Annotated in this window: 18 protein-coding genes; 7 read left to right on the top strand and 11 right to left on the bottom strand. The window is 70.7% G+C overall.

The genetic code is table 11. The features are described from left to right. Positions 1-11: 11 nt before the first annotated feature. Positions 12-650, bottom strand: a complete 639-nt coding sequence (locus ACEXOX_RS22755) for a TetR/AcrR family transcriptional regulator (RefSeq protein WP_406526434.1) — start codon at positions 648-650, stop codon at positions 12-14. Between the two features lie 164 nt (positions 651-814). Between ACEXOX_RS22755 and ACEXOX_RS22760 the strand changes: the two genes are divergently transcribed. Beyond that, positions 815-1,702: an alpha/beta fold hydrolase gene (locus ACEXOX_RS22760; protein WP_406522859.1), complete on the top strand. Its 888-nt coding sequence runs from the start codon at positions 815-817 to the stop codon at positions 1,700-1,702. A gap of 100 nt (positions 1,703-1,802) precedes the next feature. Here ACEXOX_RS22760 and ACEXOX_RS22765 read toward each other — a convergent pair whose 3' ends face one another. From ACEXOX_RS22765 to ACEXOX_RS22785, 5 genes are all read right to left on the bottom strand, one after another. Further along, positions 1,803-3,167 carry a dicarboxylate/amino acid:cation symporter gene (locus ACEXOX_RS22765; RefSeq protein ID WP_406522861.1) on the bottom strand — a complete coding sequence of 455 codons (1,365 nt, stop codon included), beginning with the start codon at positions 3,165-3,167 and terminating at the stop codon, positions 1,803-1,805. A 388-nt stretch (positions 3,168-3,555) separates the two neighbouring features. Beyond that, on the bottom strand, positions 3,556-3,846 hold the full coding sequence (locus ACEXOX_RS22770) for a DUF4229 domain-containing protein (protein ID WP_030017847.1): 291 nt from the start codon (positions 3,844-3,846) through the stop codon (positions 3,556-3,558). A gap of 216 nt (positions 3,847-4,062) precedes the next feature. Then, entirely contained in the window at positions 4,063-4,590 is a 528-nt protein-coding gene (locus ACEXOX_RS22775) for a GNAT family N-acetyltransferase (protein ID WP_406522863.1), read from the bottom strand. Positions 4,591-4,722: 132 nt separating this feature from the next. Continuing rightward, the gene (gene mqnE / locus ACEXOX_RS22780; protein ID WP_361150130.1) at positions 4,723-5,889 is read right to left on the bottom strand and encodes an aminofutalosine synthase MqnE; all 1,167 of its coding nucleotides are present in this window, start codon (positions 5,887-5,889) and stop codon (positions 4,723-4,725) included. Positions 5,890-6,049: 160 nt separating this feature from the next. Beyond that, positions 6,050-6,505: an Lrp/AsnC family transcriptional regulator gene (locus tag ACEXOX_RS22785; protein WP_030017842.1), complete on the bottom strand. Its 456-nt coding sequence runs from the start codon at positions 6,503-6,505 to the stop codon at positions 6,050-6,052. Between the two features lie 130 nt (positions 6,506-6,635). On the opposite strand from ACEXOX_RS22785, the gene ACEXOX_RS22790 reads away from it, so the two are divergent. Continuing rightward, complete coding sequence (locus ACEXOX_RS22790) at positions 6,636-6,773, top strand: hypothetical protein (RefSeq protein WP_406522865.1); 138 nt, start codon at positions 6,636-6,638, stop codon at positions 6,771-6,773. Here the strand turns inward: ACEXOX_RS22790 and ACEXOX_RS22795 are convergent. Next, positions 6,770-7,441, bottom strand: coding sequence for a UbiX family flavin prenyltransferase (locus ACEXOX_RS22795; protein ID WP_406526435.1), 672 nt, complete (start codon positions 7,439-7,441; stop codon positions 6,770-6,772). The two genes, ACEXOX_RS22790 and ACEXOX_RS22795, sit on opposite strands and share 4 nt — an antisense overlap. Positions 7,442-7,607: 166 nt before the next feature. Here ACEXOX_RS22795 and ACEXOX_RS22800 point away from each other — a divergent pair, with 166 nt between their 5' ends. Next, positions 7,608-8,213 carry a rhomboid family intramembrane serine protease gene (locus tag ACEXOX_RS22800; RefSeq protein ID WP_406522867.1) on the top strand — a complete coding sequence of 202 codons (606 nt, stop codon included), beginning with the start codon at positions 7,608-7,610 and terminating at the stop codon, positions 8,211-8,213. 145 nt (positions 8,214-8,358) lie between these two features. Here the strand turns inward: ACEXOX_RS22800 and mqnP are convergent, their stop codons facing one another. Next, positions 8,359-9,282 (bottom strand): menaquinone biosynthesis prenyltransferase MqnP, encoded by a 924-nt coding sequence (gene mqnP, locus ACEXOX_RS22805; protein ID WP_406522868.1) that lies wholly within the window; start codon positions 9,280-9,282, stop codon positions 8,359-8,361. A 2-nt stretch (positions 9,283-9,284) separates the two neighbouring features. Continuing rightward, complete coding sequence (locus ACEXOX_RS22810) at positions 9,285-10,742, bottom strand: menaquinone biosynthesis decarboxylase (protein WP_406522870.1); 1,458 nt, start codon at positions 10,740-10,742, stop codon at positions 9,285-9,287. An 88-nt stretch (positions 10,743-10,830) separates the two neighbouring features. Between ACEXOX_RS22810 and ACEXOX_RS22815 the strand changes: the two genes are divergently transcribed. From ACEXOX_RS22815 to ACEXOX_RS22830, 4 genes are all read left to right on the top strand, one after another. Next, entirely contained in the window at positions 10,831-11,319 is a 489-nt protein-coding gene (locus ACEXOX_RS22815; RefSeq protein ID WP_406522872.1) for a PLD nuclease N-terminal domain-containing protein, read from the top strand. Between the two features lie 333 nt (positions 11,320-11,652). Then, complete coding sequence (locus ACEXOX_RS22820; RefSeq protein ID WP_406526436.1) at positions 11,653-12,081, top strand: nucleoside deaminase; 429 nt, start codon at positions 11,653-11,655, stop codon at positions 12,079-12,081. Then, positions 12,074-13,045, top strand: coding sequence for an isopenicillin N synthase family dioxygenase (locus ACEXOX_RS22825; protein WP_406522874.1), 972 nt, complete (start codon positions 12,074-12,076; stop codon positions 13,043-13,045). Before ACEXOX_RS22820 ends, ACEXOX_RS22825 begins: the two co-directional genes overlap by 8 nt. A 66-nt stretch (positions 13,046-13,111) precedes the next feature. Continuing rightward, positions 13,112-13,732, top strand: coding sequence for a DUF4291 domain-containing protein (locus tag ACEXOX_RS22830; RefSeq protein WP_406522876.1), 621 nt, complete (start codon positions 13,112-13,114; stop codon positions 13,730-13,732). Here ACEXOX_RS22830 and ACEXOX_RS22835 read toward each other — a convergent pair. Together ACEXOX_RS22835 and ACEXOX_RS22840 are read right to left on the bottom strand one after the other, a co-directional pair. After that, positions 13,711-14,244, bottom strand: a complete 534-nt coding sequence (locus tag ACEXOX_RS22835) for a hypothetical protein (protein ID WP_406522878.1) — start codon at positions 14,242-14,244, stop codon at positions 13,711-13,713. The genes ACEXOX_RS22830 and ACEXOX_RS22835 overlap by 22 nt on opposite strands. A 398-nt stretch (positions 14,245-14,642) precedes the next feature. Beyond that, entirely contained in the window at positions 14,643-14,981 is a 339-nt protein-coding gene (locus ACEXOX_RS22840) for a hypothetical protein (RefSeq protein WP_406522879.1), read from the bottom strand. Between the last annotated feature and the right edge of the window lie 130 nt (positions 14,982-15,111).

The following is a 15,111-nucleotide window of genomic DNA, read 5'->3' on the forward strand; positions in this document are numbered from 1 at the left end:
CGTACACCCCCTCACCCGCCCGGCGACCAGCGCTCCCCGTCCATCAGCCGCCCCAGCCCCGCCCAGGCGAAGTTCATCAGCGTCGCCGCCGTGTCCTTGGCCGACGGGCGCTCCCCCGGCGCCGTCCCGCTGCCGCGGCCGTTGGCCCAGTCGGCCAGTGATTCGGCGGCTCCCACCAGCGCGTGCGCCAGGCCGGACACTTCACGCGCGGCCGGTTCCCGAACGCAGCCCGCCTCCTGGGCCGCCGCGCCGATCATCGCCGTGACGAACTCGACGATCTCCGCCCGCATCGCGGCGACCTCGACCGCGAACGGTTCCCCCTGCGTACGGGCCTGCTGGTGCAGCACCGCCCAGCCGTCCGGATGCTCGGCCGTATGTGCGAAGAATCCTTTCAGCCCGCTCCAGAGCTGCCGGTCGGCGGGCGCGTCCGGCTCCACCGCGGCCCGTACGGCCTCCGCGAGCGCCGCCGACTCCCGCCGGATCACGGCGCTGAACAGCTCCTCCTTGGAGTTCAGGTACAGATAGACCAGCGGCTTCGACACCCCCGCCACCTCGGCGATCTCGTCCATCGAAGCCGCCCGGTAACCGCGCCGCGCGAAGGTCAGCACGGCCGCGTCGAGCATCTGCTGTTCCCGTACGGCCCGCGGCATCCGCTTGCTCTTCACAGCTCCCACGCCAATTGCCCTTCCGTCCCGCCCCTTTACCGCCAAGTAAGTTTACGTTTTCCCGCCTTGTCCGACGCCTCTTGACGCGATCGCCCCGAAAGCGAGACGATACGGGTCGTCTCGTTGTTTCGGCCGAAAGGACCCTCCCCATGCACCAGGCACACCAGCGGTTCGTCGAAGCGGCCCCCGGCGTACGCCTGTGGACCGACCAGCGCGGCCCGGCCGACGCGCCCCCGCTGCTGCTGGTCATGGGTGCGCAGGCGTCCGGACTGGGCTGGCCGGAGCCGTTCGTGGACGCGCTCGCCGTCCAGCACCGGGTCATCCGTTACGACCACCGCGACACGGGCCGCTCCACCTGGTCCTTCGACGAACAGCCGTACCGCATCACGGACCTGGCGTCGGACATCGTCCGCGTCCTCGACGGCCTCGGCGTCGAGCGCGCACACCTGGTGGGCCTGTCGCTCGGCGGGATGCTGACGCAACTGGTCCTCGCCGACCACCCCGACCGGATCCTGAGCGCCACCCTGATGGGCACCAACGCCCTGAGCACCACCCCCTACACCCGCCCGGACGGCGTCCGGGTCCCCGTCGCCGACCTGCCCGGCATCGCCCCGGAGGTGCTGGAGATGTGGGCCCGCCCCGTCGAGGACCACGGCCTGGAGGCCGAACTCGACCGGCGCGTCGAGCACTGGCGGGTCCTCAGCGGCGGACAGCTCCCCTTCGACCCCGGCCACTACCGCGCCCTGGAACGCCGGATCATCGAGCACACCGGCCGCTACGACGTCTCCACCGCCCCCGCCCGCGCCGACCACTCCGGAATGCTGCGCACCGAAGCCCTGGCCGCCAACCGGATCCCCACCCTGGTCGTCAACGCCCCGGCCGAACCGGTCTTCCCGCCCCCGCACCCGCACCACCTCGCCCAGGTCGTCGGACACGCCCACCTGACAGAGATCCCCGGCATGGGCCACGCTCTGCCGCCGGAGGTCCAGGGGCCGCTGACGGAGGCGATCCTGGCGCATACGGCTAAGGCCGGCTGAGTGGGGGCGCGTACCGCCGCACGCGAAACGCCGGACGGGCTGGGAAGTCCCAGCCCGTCCGGCGTTCAGGTCGATACGGCCCCGCGGCCGGTGTCCGCGCTCAGGCTCCGGCAGGCGCCGGTACCGACACCTTCCGCTCCGCGTCCGCCTCCGCGACCACGCCGTCCTCCAGCTCCACGCCGGCCGCACGGTCGTACGCGTCGCGGTCCAGGATCTTCTCCTTGGCCGAGACCAGGATCGGTACGACGACTTGGCCGGCAACGTTCGTAGCCGTCCTCATCATGTCCAGGATCGGGTCGATGGCCATCAGCAGGCCGACGCCCTCCAGGGGGAGGCCGAGGGTGGACAGGGTCAGGGTGAGCATGACGGTGGCGCCCGTCAGGCCGGCGGTGGCCGCCGAGCCGATGACCGAGACGAAGGCGATCAGGATGTAGTCACCGACGCCCAGGTCGACGTTGAAGATCTGCGCGATGAAGATCGCGGCGAGCGCCGGGTAGATCGAGGCGCAGCCGTCCATCTTGGTCGTCGAGCCGAACGGCACCGCGAAGGACGCGTACTCCTTCGGGACACCCAGGCGCTCGGTGACCTTCTGGGTCAGCGGCATGGTGCCGACCGAGGAGCGGGAGACGAACGCCAGCTGGATGGCGGGCCAGGCGCCCTTGAAGAACTGCAACGGGCTGACCTTGGCGAAGACCGACAGCAGCAGCGGGTAGACGCCGAACAGGACGATCGCGCAGCCGACGTAGATGTCGACGGTGAAGGTCGCGTACTTGCTGATCAGGTCCCAGCCGTAGTCCGCGATGGCGTAGCCGATCAGGCCGAGCGAGCCGATCGGGGCGAGGCGGATGACCCACCACAGGGCCTTCTGGAGCAGCTCCAGCGCGGAACGGCTCAGGCGCAGCACCGGCTCGGCGCGGTCGCCCAGCTTCAGGGCCGCGATGCCGGCCACCGTCGCCATGAAGACGATCTGCATGACCTTCAGGTCGGTGAACGGCGTGATGACGTCCTTGGGGACGATGCCGGTCAGGAAGTCGATCCAAGAGCCGGCGTGCTCGGGGAGCTTGCCGTCCTTGGGGGTCAGGCCGGTGCCCGCGCCAGGGTTGCTGATCAGGCCGATCGCCATGCCGATGGCGACCGCGATCAGCGAGGTGACCATGAACCACAGCAGGGTGCGGGTGGCCAGCCGGGCCGCGTTGTTGACCTGCCGCAGATTGGTGATCGAGACCAGGATGGCGAAGAAGACCAGCGGCGCCACGGCCAGCTTGAGCAGCTGGACGAAGAGGCTGCCGATGGTGTCGAGGGTGGTCTTCAGCCAGGAGACGTCACCGCTCTTGGCGATCCAGCCGAGCAGCACGCCCAGGACCAGGCCGAGCAGGATCTGGGCCCAGAAGGGGACCTTGGGTATGCGGCGGGAGGTTCTGGCGGTCTCGGGCGACCGCTCGGTCTCGGAAGACGTGGTGGACAACGGACACACTCCGGGGACAGACAGGCGTCGAAAGGTGGGGAAACGGCGGACAGCGCCAGGAGAAAGGAGGTCCGTATCGATCCGTACGGGATCTCCGGCCGCCGCGGTGAAGGGGTCAGCGGCGGCAACAGGCCGCGGACATGCAGCGGCAAAGATCGACGTGCAGGCGCGCCACGAGCGGGACGCCCGTGGTGTGGTGGTGCGCTGCTGCTGTCTTCATGTCGAACACGTTAACACTTGAACTTTGGGGAACCCAAAGAAATTCTTTGGGCCCGAGGAGCGGGTGGGGCCGGAGAGGCTGGTGGAACGCGTGATGCCCCGCCGTGGAGGGTTCTCCTCGGCGGGGCATCCGTCGGCTGTGAGGCGCCTTACAGCGCCGGCGGGCGGACTACAGGAGACCGTCCTCCTGGCGGGCGCTGGCCGCGATGCGGGCCTTCTGCCGGTCCACCTTCTGCACGATCTGCTCGGACATCGCGTCCCGCTGCTTGCGCAGCAGCACGAAGCTCAGCGGCGCGGAGATCACGATCGCGAGCAGCAGCAGCCACACGGCGTTGGAACTGCCCACGCCCAGCGGGATGATGTGGAAGTACGCCAGCGCCCAGACCAGCGCGAAGCACACGACGAAGATCCCCAGACGCAGGGCGGTGTAGCGGAGCGTGGCGAACTTCTGGCTACTCACGGGCGGACCTTCTTCACGACGACAACCGAAAGGGTCTGTCTCCAGTCAAGCACAGCCCGATTCGTGATCTTTTCGGGCCCCTGCCATGGGGCGGGTGCGGAGCGCCGGGCGGATGCGGGGCGCCGGGCGGATGCGGGGCGCCGGGCGGGGCGGTCGCGGCCCGTACGCGGTTGTCGCGGCCCGTACGCGGTTGTCGCGGCCCCGGCGCGCGGCCAGTCACGCCAGTTCGCGCCACATCGTGACGTCGTCCCGGTAGTCGTCGTCGGCCAGTCTGATCGCCTCCGGGACCCGGCCGACCTCCTTGTAGCCGCAGGAGGTGTAGAAGCCGTCGACGCCGGTGCCGCCGCGGCAGGTGAGGCGGATGCCCTTGATGCCGTCGATCGCGCGGGCGGCCTCGTCGACGGCCGCCATCAGGGCGCGGCCGGCGCCCTGCCCCTGGAGGGAGGGGTGCACCATCACGGTGTAGACCCACAGCCAGTGCTTCTTCAGGCGGTGGTGGTTGAGGTGGAGGAACGCGGTGGCGAGCACCCGGCCGTCGCGCGCGTCGCGGCCCGCGACCAGCCGGGCGCGCCCCTCGGACATCGCCACCAGGTGGGAGAGCAGGTCGGGGCGGACGTCGTCGGCCGTCACCGGCGGGACGAACCCGACGGCACCGCCCGCGTTGGACACCTCGGCCCACAGCGTGCGGATGCCGTCGGTCAGTTCGGGGGTGACGGCGGGGTCCAGGTCGAAGCGGAGATCCATGGCGCGGACCCTAATCGCCTCGGGTGACACCCGCCCCTGCCGTCTCGCCTGTCCCAGCAGTCTCGGCTGGGTCTGCCACCTCGCCGGGGCCTGCCGTCTCGGCCGCCCCCGGCGTTCCGTCTGCCCCTGGTGTCACACCCGCATCGGCTGCGGCGCCTCGCGGCGCTCCGCGTCCGGGCCCGGGTACTCCCGGATGATCTCGTAGCGGGTGTTGCGCTCGACCGGCCGGAAGCCCGCGTCGCGGATCAGTTCCAGCAGGTCGTCGCGGGTGAGCTTGTTCGGCGTGCCGTAGTTGTCCGCGTCGTGCGTGATCTTGTACTCGACGACCGAGCCGTCCATGTCGTCGGCGCCGTGCTGGAGCGCGAGCTGAGCGGTCTGCACACCGTGCATGACCCAGAAGACCTTCACGTGCGGGACGTTGTCGAACAGCAGCCGGGAGACCGCGAAGGTCTTCAGCGCCTCGGCGCCGGTCGCCATCGTGGTGCGCGCCTGGAGCTTGTTGCGGACCTTGCCGTCCTTCATGTCCACGAAGTCGTGCTGGTAGCGCAGCGGGATGAAGACCTGGAAGCCGTTGGTCTCGTCCTGCAGCTCCCGCAGCCGCAGCACGTGGTCGACGCGGTGCCGGGGCTCCTCGATGTGCCCGTACAGCATCGTCGCCGGGGTCTTGAGACCCTTCTCGTGCGCCAGGCGGTGGATGCGCGACCAGTCCTCCCAGTGGGTGTCGTGGTCGACGATGTGCTGGCGCACCTCCCAGTCGAAGATCTCCGCGCCGCCGCCGGTCAGCGACTCCAGACCGGCGTCGATCAGCTCGTCGAGGATCTCGGAGGCGGGCAGCCCGGAGATCTTCTCGAAGTGGTGGATCTCGGTGGCGGTGAACGCCTTGAGGGAGACCGTGTCGGGCAGCGCCTCCTTGAGGGCGCTGAGCGAGCGCGGGTAGTAGCGCCACGGCAGGGTCGGGTGCAGGCCGTTGACGATGTGCAGCTCGGTGAGCTTGTCGCCCTCCATCGCCTTGGCGAGGCGGACGGCCTCCTCGATGCGCATCGTGTACGCGTCCTTCTCGCCCGGCTTGCGCTGGAAGGAGCAGTACGCGCACGAGGCGGTGCACACGTTGGTCATGTTGAGGTGACGGTTGACGTTGAAGTGCACCACGTCGCCGTTCTTGCGGGTGCGCACCTCGTGGGCGAGACCGCCCAGCCACGCCAGGTCGTCGCACGCGTAGAGGGCGATGCCGTCCTCACGGGTCAGCCGCTCCCCGGACCGGACCTTGTCCTCCAGCTCGCGCTTGAGACCCACATCCATGGATGCAGTCATCCGGCCGCCTCCCATATCTCTGCCAAAATCGGGCTTCACCGAGCGTACTCCCCCGTTTTCCGGCCCGGCCGGGCCCCCATGCCTGTACGGCCGGGAGCCCGCCGTACAGGCGCGGGAGCGGGGTTCGGCGTGTCGTGCGGCGGGCCGCCTACGCGTCCTCGGGCAGCTCGCCCACCCGGTTCTCCCACTTGGTGGAGAGCACGATGGTGGTGCGCGTCCGGGAGACGCCCTTGGTGCCCGAGAGCCTGCGGATGGTGCGCTCCAGCCCGTCCACGTCGCCGACCCGGACCTTGAGCATGTACGAGTCGTCGCCCGCGATGAACCAGGCGTCCTCGATCTCCGCGAGGTCGCGCAGCCGCATCGCGACGTCCTCGTGGTCGGCCGCGTCCGACAGGGAGATGCCGACCAGGGCGGTGACGCCCAGGCCCAGCGAGGCCGCGTCGACGGTCGCGCGGTATCCGGTGATCACGCCGGCCGCCTCCAGGCGGTTGATCCGGTCGGTGACGCTGGGCCCGGACAGGCCCACGAGCCGGCCCAGCTCCGCGTACGAGGCCCTGCCGTTCTCCCGCAGTGCCTGGATGAGCTGCCTATCTACGGCATCCATACGCCCCTGACCTTCCATTCACTCTGCAATCCCGGCTTTTACATGTAGAATCTAAGGCATACAGGGGCTACGACCCTGTAGACCGTCAATCCCCGTTGATCAAAGACGATCTTTCCCAGGAGATGTCACCGTGTACTCGATCGAGATGGCCTACGCCCGCATGCGTGAGCTGCAGGAGCTGGCCAATCGTTCTCGTGCTCACCGTCCCGCCGCCACCCAGGGCAAGCGCCGCACCGGCCGCAACGGCTCCACCGCCGAGAAGCGCTAGCCAGCCTCCTTGGAGCCCGAACCGAGCTCCCCTTCCCACCGCCGGTAGAGCCGGTGCGGCACGTCCGCCGCATCCAGCACCCGGCCCGCGACGAAGTCCACCAGATCCTGGATGTGCGTCGCTCCCGCGTAGAACGCCGGCGAGGCGGGCACCACGACGGCGCCCGCCTCGTCCAGCGTCACCAGATGCCTGAGGGTCTGCCCGTTCAGCGGGGTCTCCCGCACCGCGACCACCAGCCTCCTGCGTTCCTTGAGCGTCACGCTCGCCACCCGCTGGAGCAGGTCCTTCGACAGCCCCAGCGCCACGCCCGCCACACACGCCGTGCTGGCCGGCACGATCAGCATCCCCTTGACCGGGTACGAGCCCGAGGACGGCCCCGCGGCCAGGTCACCGGCCGGCCAGTACCGCACCAGGTCCAGGCCGGCGTCCGTGACGCCGAACGTGCCCGGCTTGCCGTCCGCGCCGCGCGCCAGCCACTCCCGCAGGTCCGCGCGCCAGTGCGCGTCCCGGAAGGAGATGCCCGTCTCGTCCAGCAGCGTCAGCCGCGAGGCCCGGCTGACGATCAGGTCCACCGCCTCGCCCGCCGCGAGCAGGCCGCGCACCACGGACGCCGCGTACGGCGTGCCGGACGCGCCGGAGACACCCACCACCCAAGGGCGGCGGGGCACGTCGGCGGACCCGGCGGCCGGGCGGGCGGAGTGGCCGCCGGGCCTTGTGACACCGGGCTGACTGGGGTTGTTGTCCTGCGGTTCCACGGTTCGAGCCTATCCGGCGGAACCATCGGACCCCGCACGGCCGTTTGTTCCAGTGAACGGGGAAGGGGAGGTGCCGCGGATGATGACGCGAGCGCTGGAGCGGGCCAGGCCGGCCGCCGTACTGATGCTGGGCTGGGTCGCCCTGCTGTGGGTCCTGGAGATCGCGGACGCCGCTTCCGGCAACGCGCTGGACACCTTCGGCGTGCGCCCGCGCGAGATCAGCGAGCTGGCCGACGTGCTGCCCGCCGCCTTCATCCACTTCGGCTTCGACCACCTGACGGCCAACACCCTGCCGCTGCTGCTCCTCGGCTTCCTCGCCGCGTTCCGCGTCGGCCTGCGCCGCTTCGTCGGGGTGGCGCTGCTGACGGTCCTGACCAGCGGCCTGGGCGTCTGGCTGACCGCCCCCGCCGGAAGCAACACGGCCGGCGCCTCGGGCGTCGTCTTCGGCCTCTTCGGCTATCTGCTGATACGCGGCTTCATCGACCGCAAGCCGCTGGACATCGGCCTCGGCGTGCTGGTCGCCGTGGTGTACGGCTCGATCCTGTGGGGCGCGCTGCCCACCGACAGCGGCATCAGCTGGCAGGGCCACCTCTTCGGGCTGGTGGGCGGCGTCCTGGCGGCCTTCGCCTTCCGGCAGCGCCCGGCCGAGCGGATATCCGGGGCGGGCACCCGGACGGTTCCGTAGGGGGTCCGTAGGCGGCTCGGCGCCCGGATTACGCGGTAGCGGTGGCGATGACCGCCACAACGTACGGCGCTCCGGAGGCAGCTACCCCCGGAGCGTCACGGCTCGACCGTCAGGTCGGCCAGGTCCGTCAGTTCCCTCAGGTCCGTCAGACCGTCAGTCCCCGAACGATCAGATCGAGCAGCGCGCAGACGAACAACGCTATCCCGATGAAGCCGTTGACCTGGAAGAAGGCCCGGTTGAGCCGGGAGAGGTCGTGCGGCCGCACGATCGTGTGCTCGTAGAGGAAGGCACCCACGACGATCACCAGACCGACCCAGAAGAACACTCCGGCGTGGGTGGCCAGCGCGTACCAGACCAGCAGGGCCGTGGTGACGGCATGGCAGGCGCGGGCGCCGTGCAGCGCCGCCGGGATGCCGAAGCGGGCCGGGACGGACTTCACGCCGTGCGCCCGGTCGGCCTGCACGTCCTGGCAGCCGAAGATCAGGTCGAAGCCGCCGATCCAGACGCCGACGGCGACCCCGAGTATCACCGCGTCCCAGGACCAGGACCCCGTCACGGCTATCCACGCGCCGATCGGGCCGATCGCCTGGGCGAGGCCCAGGATCGCGTGCGGGAAGTTCGTGAACCGTTTGCCGTACGGGTAGACCACCATCGGGATCACGGCGATCGGCGCCAGCGCCAGGCACAGCGGGTTGAGCAGCGCCGCGGCGCCGAGGAAGAACACCAGGGCGACCAGCGCGCCGGTCCACGCGGAGCGCACGCTCACCGCGCCGGTGACCAGCTCGCGGCCCGCGGTGCGCGGGTTACGGGCGTCGATCTCCCGGTCGATGATGCGGTTGGCCGCCATCGCGAACGTCCGCAGGCCCACCATCGCGACCGTGACCAGCAGCAGCTCGACCCAGTGGACGCTCTTGTCCGACCCGTGCATCGCGGTCAGCGAGGCGATGTAGGCAAAGGGCAGTGCGAAGACCGAGTGCTCGATCATCACCAGCCGGAGGAAGGCTTTGACCTTGCCGGGCGGTGCGGGTTCGGGGGCGAAGAGTTCCGGTGTCGCTGAATCGGCGCTCATGTCTAGAACCCGTACTCCTTCCAGCGGCGGTCGACCTTCGCCGCCGTCTCGGTGTCCGACTCGACCATCTCCGGCCAGCCGCCGTCCCTCGTGTAGCCCTCCTCGGGCAGTTTGCGCGTCGCGTCGATGCCCGCCTTGCCGCCCCAGAACTGCTGGTAGGAGGCGTGGTCGAGGTGGTCGACCGGGCCCTCGACGACGGTCAGGTCGCGCGCGTAGTCCGTGTTGCCGAGGGCCCGCCAGGACACCTCGTGCAGGTTGTGCACGTCGCAGTCGGCGTCGACCACGATGATCAGCTTGGTCAGCGACATCATGTGCGCGCCCCAGATGGCGTGCATCACCTTCTGGGCGTGCTTGGGGTACTTCTTGTCGATCGAGACGATCGCGCAGTTGTGGAAGCCGCCCGACTCGGGCAGGTGGTAGTCCACGATGTCCGGCACGATGATCTTGAGCAGCGGCAGGAAGAACCGTTCCGTTGCCCGGCCCAGCGGCCCATCCTCCGTCGGCGGCCGGCCGACGACGATCGACTGGAGCAGCGGCCGCTTGCGCATCGTGACGCAGTCGATGGTCAGCGCGGGGAACGGCTCCTGCGGCGTGTAGAAGCCGGTGTGGTCGCCGAACGGGCCCTCCGGGAGCATCTCGCCCGGCTCCAGCCAGCCCTCCAGCACGACCTCCGCGTTGGCCGGGACCTGGAGCGGCACGGTCTTGCAGTCCACCATCTCGATCCGCTTGCCCTGCACGAACCCGGCGAACAGGTACTCGTCGATGTCACCGGGCAGCGGCGCGGTGGAGGCGTACGTCACGGCCGGCGGGCAGCCGAAGGCGATGGCGACCGGCAGCTTCTCGCCACGCTTGGCGGCCACCTGGTAGTGGTTGCGGCTGTCCTTGTGGATCTGCCAATGCATACCGATGGTGCGCTTGTCGTGGCGCTGGAGGCGGTACAGGCCCAGGTTCCGTACGCCCGTCTCCGGGTGCTTGGTGTGGGTCAGGCCCAGGTTGAAGAACGACCCGCCGTCCTGCGGCCAGGTGAACAGCGCGGGGAGCTGGTCGAGGTCGACGTCGTCGCCCTGGAGCACGACCTCCTGGACCTGGGCGCTGTCGCCCTTGACCTTCTTCGGCGGTACGTGCGTCATGTTCGCGAGCTTGCCGAACGCCTCGCGCACCCCGACGAAGCCCTGCGGCAGCTCCGGCTTGAGCAGCCCGCCGATCTTGTCGCTGATGTCGTCGTACGACGTCAGGCCGAGTGCCTTGAGCAGCCGGCGGTCGGTGCCGTACACGTTCATCGCCAGCGGCATCGACGAGCCCTTGACGTTCTCGAAGAGCAGCGCGGGCCCACCGGACTTCTGCACCCGGTCCACGATCTCGCCGACTTCCAGGTGCGGGTCGACCTCGGCCTTGATCCGCTTGAGGTCGCCCTCCCGGTCGAGCGCGCGCAGGAACGAGCGAAGGTCGTCATAAGCCATGCGTTCCAGTATCCGGTACGCACTACCCTGGACGGGTCACCGGGCCCCGCCGAGGCCCGCCCACAAGCTCTGGGGGGCTGCTTCCGCAATGCTCAGGTATCTGCCGTTCCTCGTGATCCTGGCGCTGTGGATCTATGCGTTCATCGACTGCCTGAACACGCCGGAGAACCAGGTCCGCGGCCTGCCGAAGATCGCCTGGGTCTTCATCATCCTGCTCTTCGGCGAGGTGCTGATCGGCCCGGTCGCCTGGCTGGTGGCCGGCCGCCCACGCCGAGAGCACGCCGGCGGCGGCGCCGCGTCACCGTGGCCCCGCGGCGGGCGCGGCGCGGCCCGGAAGTGGGTCGCGCCGGACGACAACCCCGACTTCCTGCGCTCCCTCAAGGACGAGGGCAAGAAGGGGGACGGCCCGAAGGGGAACGGCCCGAAGGGGAACGGCCCGAAGGACGAGGGCAAGCGGGACGAGGCACTCCTGAAGGACTGGGAGGCCGACCTGCGGCGCCGCGAGGAGGAACTGCGGCGCAAGGAAAACGGTCCGGCGGACGGCGAGGGCGGCAACAACCCGCCGCCGAAGAGCTGAGGCTCCGCCGACGAGCTGAGGCTCCGCCGACGAGCCGGAGCCTGCGCCGAGGACCGGACCCTCCGCACAAGAAACTGAGCCTCCGCCGAGGACCGGCCCGGCCCCTCCGCCCGAGAGCTGCCCCTCCTCCGAAGCACTGAGCCCCCGTCGGCCGCCCGAGCCCCCGTCGGCCGTCCAAGCCCCCGTCGGGCCTGCCGAACCACCACCGGCCGGCGCTCGCCCCCGCCCCGCGCTCCCCCGTACCCCTCCCGCTCCGGCCTGATCACGTCGCACGCGTTGCCCGGACGTCCCGAGGCGAGGAGAGTGGCCGTCGTGAGGGACCGGGATCTGGAGATGCTGGCGACGGCGGTCGCCGAGGCGCGGGCCGGACTGGCGGAGGGCGGCATCCCCATCGGCGCCGCGCTGTACGACTCCGACGGCACCGTCCTCGGGCGCGGCCGCAACCGGCGTATCCAGGACGGCGACCCGTCCGCGCACGCGGAGACCACCGCCTTCCGCGCCGCGGGCCGCCGCCGCGGCTACCGCGGCACGACGATGGTCACCACCCTCGCCCCCTGCTGGTTCTGCTGCGGCCTGATCCGCCAGTTCGGCATCTCGCACGTCCTGATCGGCGAGGCGCGCACCTTCCACGGCGGACACGCCTGGCTGGCGCAGAGCGGCATACGGATCGTGCTGCTGGACGACACGGAGTGCAGGACGCTGCTGCGCGAGTTCATCGCGGCCCGGCCCGCGCTGTGGAACGAGGACATCGGCCATGAGTGAGCCCCCTCCACCCCCTGCCTCCCCCATCCCCACCATCGACCTCACCCACTGGCGGACCGGCGACGCGGACACCCGCCGCCGTATCGCCGAAACCGTCGACACCGGGCTGCGCGCCGCCGGTTTCCTCCTCGTCACCGGCCACGGCATCGACCAGGAGCTGCGCGACCGCGTCCGCACCACCGCCCGTACGTTCTTCGCCCTGCCCGCCGCGGCGAAGCAGCCGTACGCCACCGAGGTCGGCGGCCGCGGCTGGCTCGGCCCCGGCGCCGAGGCCAACGGAGCCGCCGAAGGCACCGCGACCCCGCCGGACCTGAAGGAGTCGCTGTCCTTCGCCTCCGAGGAGCCGACCGGCGTCCCGGCCGTGGACGCGGAGTGGTTCCTGCCCAACATCTGGCCCCACCAGGTCCCCGCCCTCCGCACCGACGTCCAGGACCTCCTGACCGCCCTGCGCGCCCTCTCCGACCTCCTCCTCGAACTCCTCGCCACCGCGCTCGGCGCCGCCCCCGACCGCTTCACCCGGCACACCACCCACCCCACCTGGGGCTTCAACATCAACTGGTACCCGGGGACGGAGACGGTGGGCGAGGCCCTGCCCGGCCAGTTCCGCATCGGCCCGCACACCGACTTCGGCACGGTCACGGTCCTGGACCGGCAGTACGGCAAGGGCGGCCTCCAGATCTGGACCGACCCGGCGTCCGGCGGCACCGGCTGGCAGGACGCCCCGTACGTACCGGGCTCCCTCACCGTCAACATCGGCGACCTGATGGCCCACTGGACCGACGGCCGCTGGCGCTCCGGCCGCCACCGCGTCCTGCCGCCCCCGCCGGACGTCCCCACCGAAGAGCTGATGTCCCTGGTCTACTTCTACGAGTGCGACCCCGGCACCCGCGTCGGCGGCCTGGCGGACTCGCACACGTACCTCCGCGGCCAGCTGGACGCCATCAACGCGCAGGGCACCTCCTGACGCCCCAGGTCCGCCGCGCCTAATTCAGTGGCCGCCCGAGCCGCCGCTCGCCCAGACTGACCGCCCATGAACGTCAGAGACGACCAGCTCGACCACACCACCGGACACGCCGCCCACCCCGAACCGCTCCGCCGCATCCGGGCCGTCCACACCGACACGACCATCACCGTCTACCAGGCATACAGCCCGGCCCTCGGCCTCCCCGCCGCCCGCGACGGCCGCTTCCCGCCCGCGTGGAAGCGGGAGCGGATGACGTGGATCAAGCCGTCGTTCCTGTGGATGATGTACCGCTGCGGCTGGGCCACCAAGCCCGACCAGGAGCGCGTCCTCGCCATCGAGCTCGACCGCACGGGCTTCGACTGGGCGCTGCGCCACGCCTGTCTGTCCCACTACGACCCCGCCGTCCACCCCGACCGGAACGCCTGGAAGCAGCAGCTGCACGCCTCCCCGGCCCGCATCCAGTGGGACCCCGAACGCGATCTGCGCCTCCAGCCCCTGCCCCACCGCTCGCTCCAGCTCGGCCTGTCCGGCGAGGCGTCCCGCCGCTACGCCGACGAGTGGACCGTCGCCATCCGGGACGTCACCCCGCTCGCCCACGAGATCCACGCCCTGGTCACCCGCGGCGACCTGACCACCGCCGCCGGCCTGCTCCCCGAGGAGCGCCCCTACTCCCCGGCCGCCGCGTAGTCCGCGCGCAGCTCCCGCCACCGGTCGAGATTCCAGGTGGACCAGTCCTTGGGACGACCGGCGAGGGCGTCGGTCAGGAATTCGAAGTGCTGGTGCCAGCCGGCTAGGCAGTCCAGGCGGAAGGCGGCCGGACCGGTGCACTCGTTGGTGAAGCACAGCAGCGTGCCGGATGCGTCGGGCCCGTTCCAGGGCCGGAGATCGAAGCGGATCCGACCGTGGACATCGACGGTGTACTCGGCCAGCCGGGTCGGTCCCCAGCCCGTCACCTGCCCGGGGGCCACCGTCGCGACACCGTGCTCGTCGGTGTTCTGCCAGCGCAGCGTGATCGCCCCACCCTCGCGCCGCACGAACGGATCGGCGGCCGCGAGCCACCCCGGCAGCCCCTCCTGGGTGGCCACCGCACCCCAGACCCGCTCCACAGGCTGGGGAAAGCTCAGCTCGTAACGCAGGGTGTGGACGTCGTCGTCGGACACGGCGGTGCCGTACGGAACAGGGCTCTCAAGACGATCCATGAAGCCACCGTCGCGTACGGCACGGGTTCCCGCCGGGGGACTGCTCCGACCGGGTGTCACAGGGTGGGAGTCCCCTCAAGCTGCCAGTCGTCATGGCGCGTGACACGGCCGGCGGCCAACGGTGAACTGATCAGTACCGTCGCCGGCCGCCGGAATACTGGATCGGCTTGCGGCACTCCGGAGCATCGACGGGGCGGATGCCCGGTTGAGGGCGTGGCAGAGCGCGGCATGGATGCGCTCCGCCTCGGCCACGGTCAGCCGCAGTGGGGCGGTGGCGAACAGTTCCCCGCGGCGGGTGATCTGGAGCATCAGAGCCATGCGGTCGTCCGGTTCCCAGCGCACGGCAGTGCCGGTGACCGGCGTGAGCTCCCAGCCGTGCGTGTCCCGTCCTGCCCGGCTCATTCGGCGGTCCCGGCGTCCGCGGCCAGTCGTCCTTCTGGCTCGGTTTCCTCGCCCCCGGGCGCGGCCAGCCGCCCACCTCTGCTCTCGGCCACCCGCAGCACGTCCCGCAGCGCTTCGCACAACCGGGCGCTGAGGAAGCGGAATTCCAGGCCCCCGGCTTTCCGGTCTTCGAGCATGTCGGCCGCGTGGTCGAGCAGTTCGGTTCCCATCGCCAGCTGAACCTCTTCCATCTCGTCGGCGAGCCGGGAGAGGTGGCTGTCGCCGTAGTCGGTCAGCAGGTACGAGCGTTGCCCGCTCGGGCCCGGCCATGGAAGCAGACGTGGGGGGACGCTCACCGTGCCACCGCCGCGCGGGGCGGGCCGTTCAGCAGCAACTCGTCAGACTTCTTCTTGCGGTTCCGCATGTCGTTCTGCTTCCTCGGGGTCGGTCGCACCCCCGGAGCACCGTGCTGCGCCGCCGGGGTGT

It is taken from the genome of Streptomyces sp. Ac-502 (genome assembly GCF_045222935.1).
In the GTDB taxonomy this organism is placed as follows: Bacteria; Actinomycetota; Actinomycetes; order Streptomycetales; family Streptomycetaceae; genus Streptomyces; species Streptomyces monomycini.

Bases quoted from the DNA above. Each gene is read 5' to 3' on its own strand.
- ACEXOX_RS22755 (WP_406526434.1), bottom strand. From the start codon at position 650: ATGCCGCGGGCCGTACGGGAACAGCAGATGCTCGACGCGGCCGTGCTG.
- ACEXOX_RS22760 (WP_406522859.1), top strand. From the start codon at position 815: ATGCACCAGGCACACCAGCGGTTCGTCGAAGCGGCCCCCGGCGTACGC.
- ACEXOX_RS22775 (WP_406522863.1), bottom strand. From the start codon at position 4,590: ATGGATCTCCGCTTCGACCTGGACCCCGCCGTCACCCCCGAACTGACC.
- mqnE (WP_361150130.1), bottom strand. From the start codon at position 5,889: ATGGATGTGGGTCTCAAGCGCGAGCTGGAGGACAAGGTCCGGTCCGGG.
- ACEXOX_RS22785 (WP_030017842.1), bottom strand. From the start codon at position 6,505: ATGGATGCCGTAGATAGGCAGCTCATCCAGGCACTGCGGGAGAACGGC.
- ACEXOX_RS22800 (WP_406522867.1), top strand. From the start codon at position 7,608: ATGATGACGCGAGCGCTGGAGCGGGCCAGGCCGGCCGCCGTACTGATG.
- mqnP (WP_406522868.1), bottom strand. From the start codon at position 9,282: ATGAGCGCCGATTCAGCGACACCGGAACTCTTCGCCCCCGAACCCGCA.
- ACEXOX_RS22810 (WP_406522870.1), bottom strand. From the start codon at position 10,742: ATGGCTTATGACGACCTTCGCTCGTTCCTGCGCGCGCTCGACCGGGAG.
- ACEXOX_RS22815 (WP_406522872.1), top strand. From the start codon at position 10,831: ATGCTCAGGTATCTGCCGTTCCTCGTGATCCTGGCGCTGTGGATCTAT.
- ACEXOX_RS22820 (WP_406526436.1), top strand. From the start codon at position 11,653: ATGCTGGCGACGGCGGTCGCCGAGGCGCGGGCCGGACTGGCGGAGGGC.
- ACEXOX_RS22825 (WP_406522874.1), top strand. From the start codon at position 12,074: ATGAGTGAGCCCCCTCCACCCCCTGCCTCCCCCATCCCCACCATCGAC.
- ACEXOX_RS22830 (WP_406522876.1), top strand. From the start codon at position 13,112: ATGAACGTCAGAGACGACCAGCTCGACCACACCACCGGACACGCCGCC.
- ACEXOX_RS22835 (WP_406522878.1), bottom strand. From the start codon at position 14,244: ATGGATCGTCTTGAGAGCCCTGTTCCGTACGGCACCGCCGTGTCCGAC.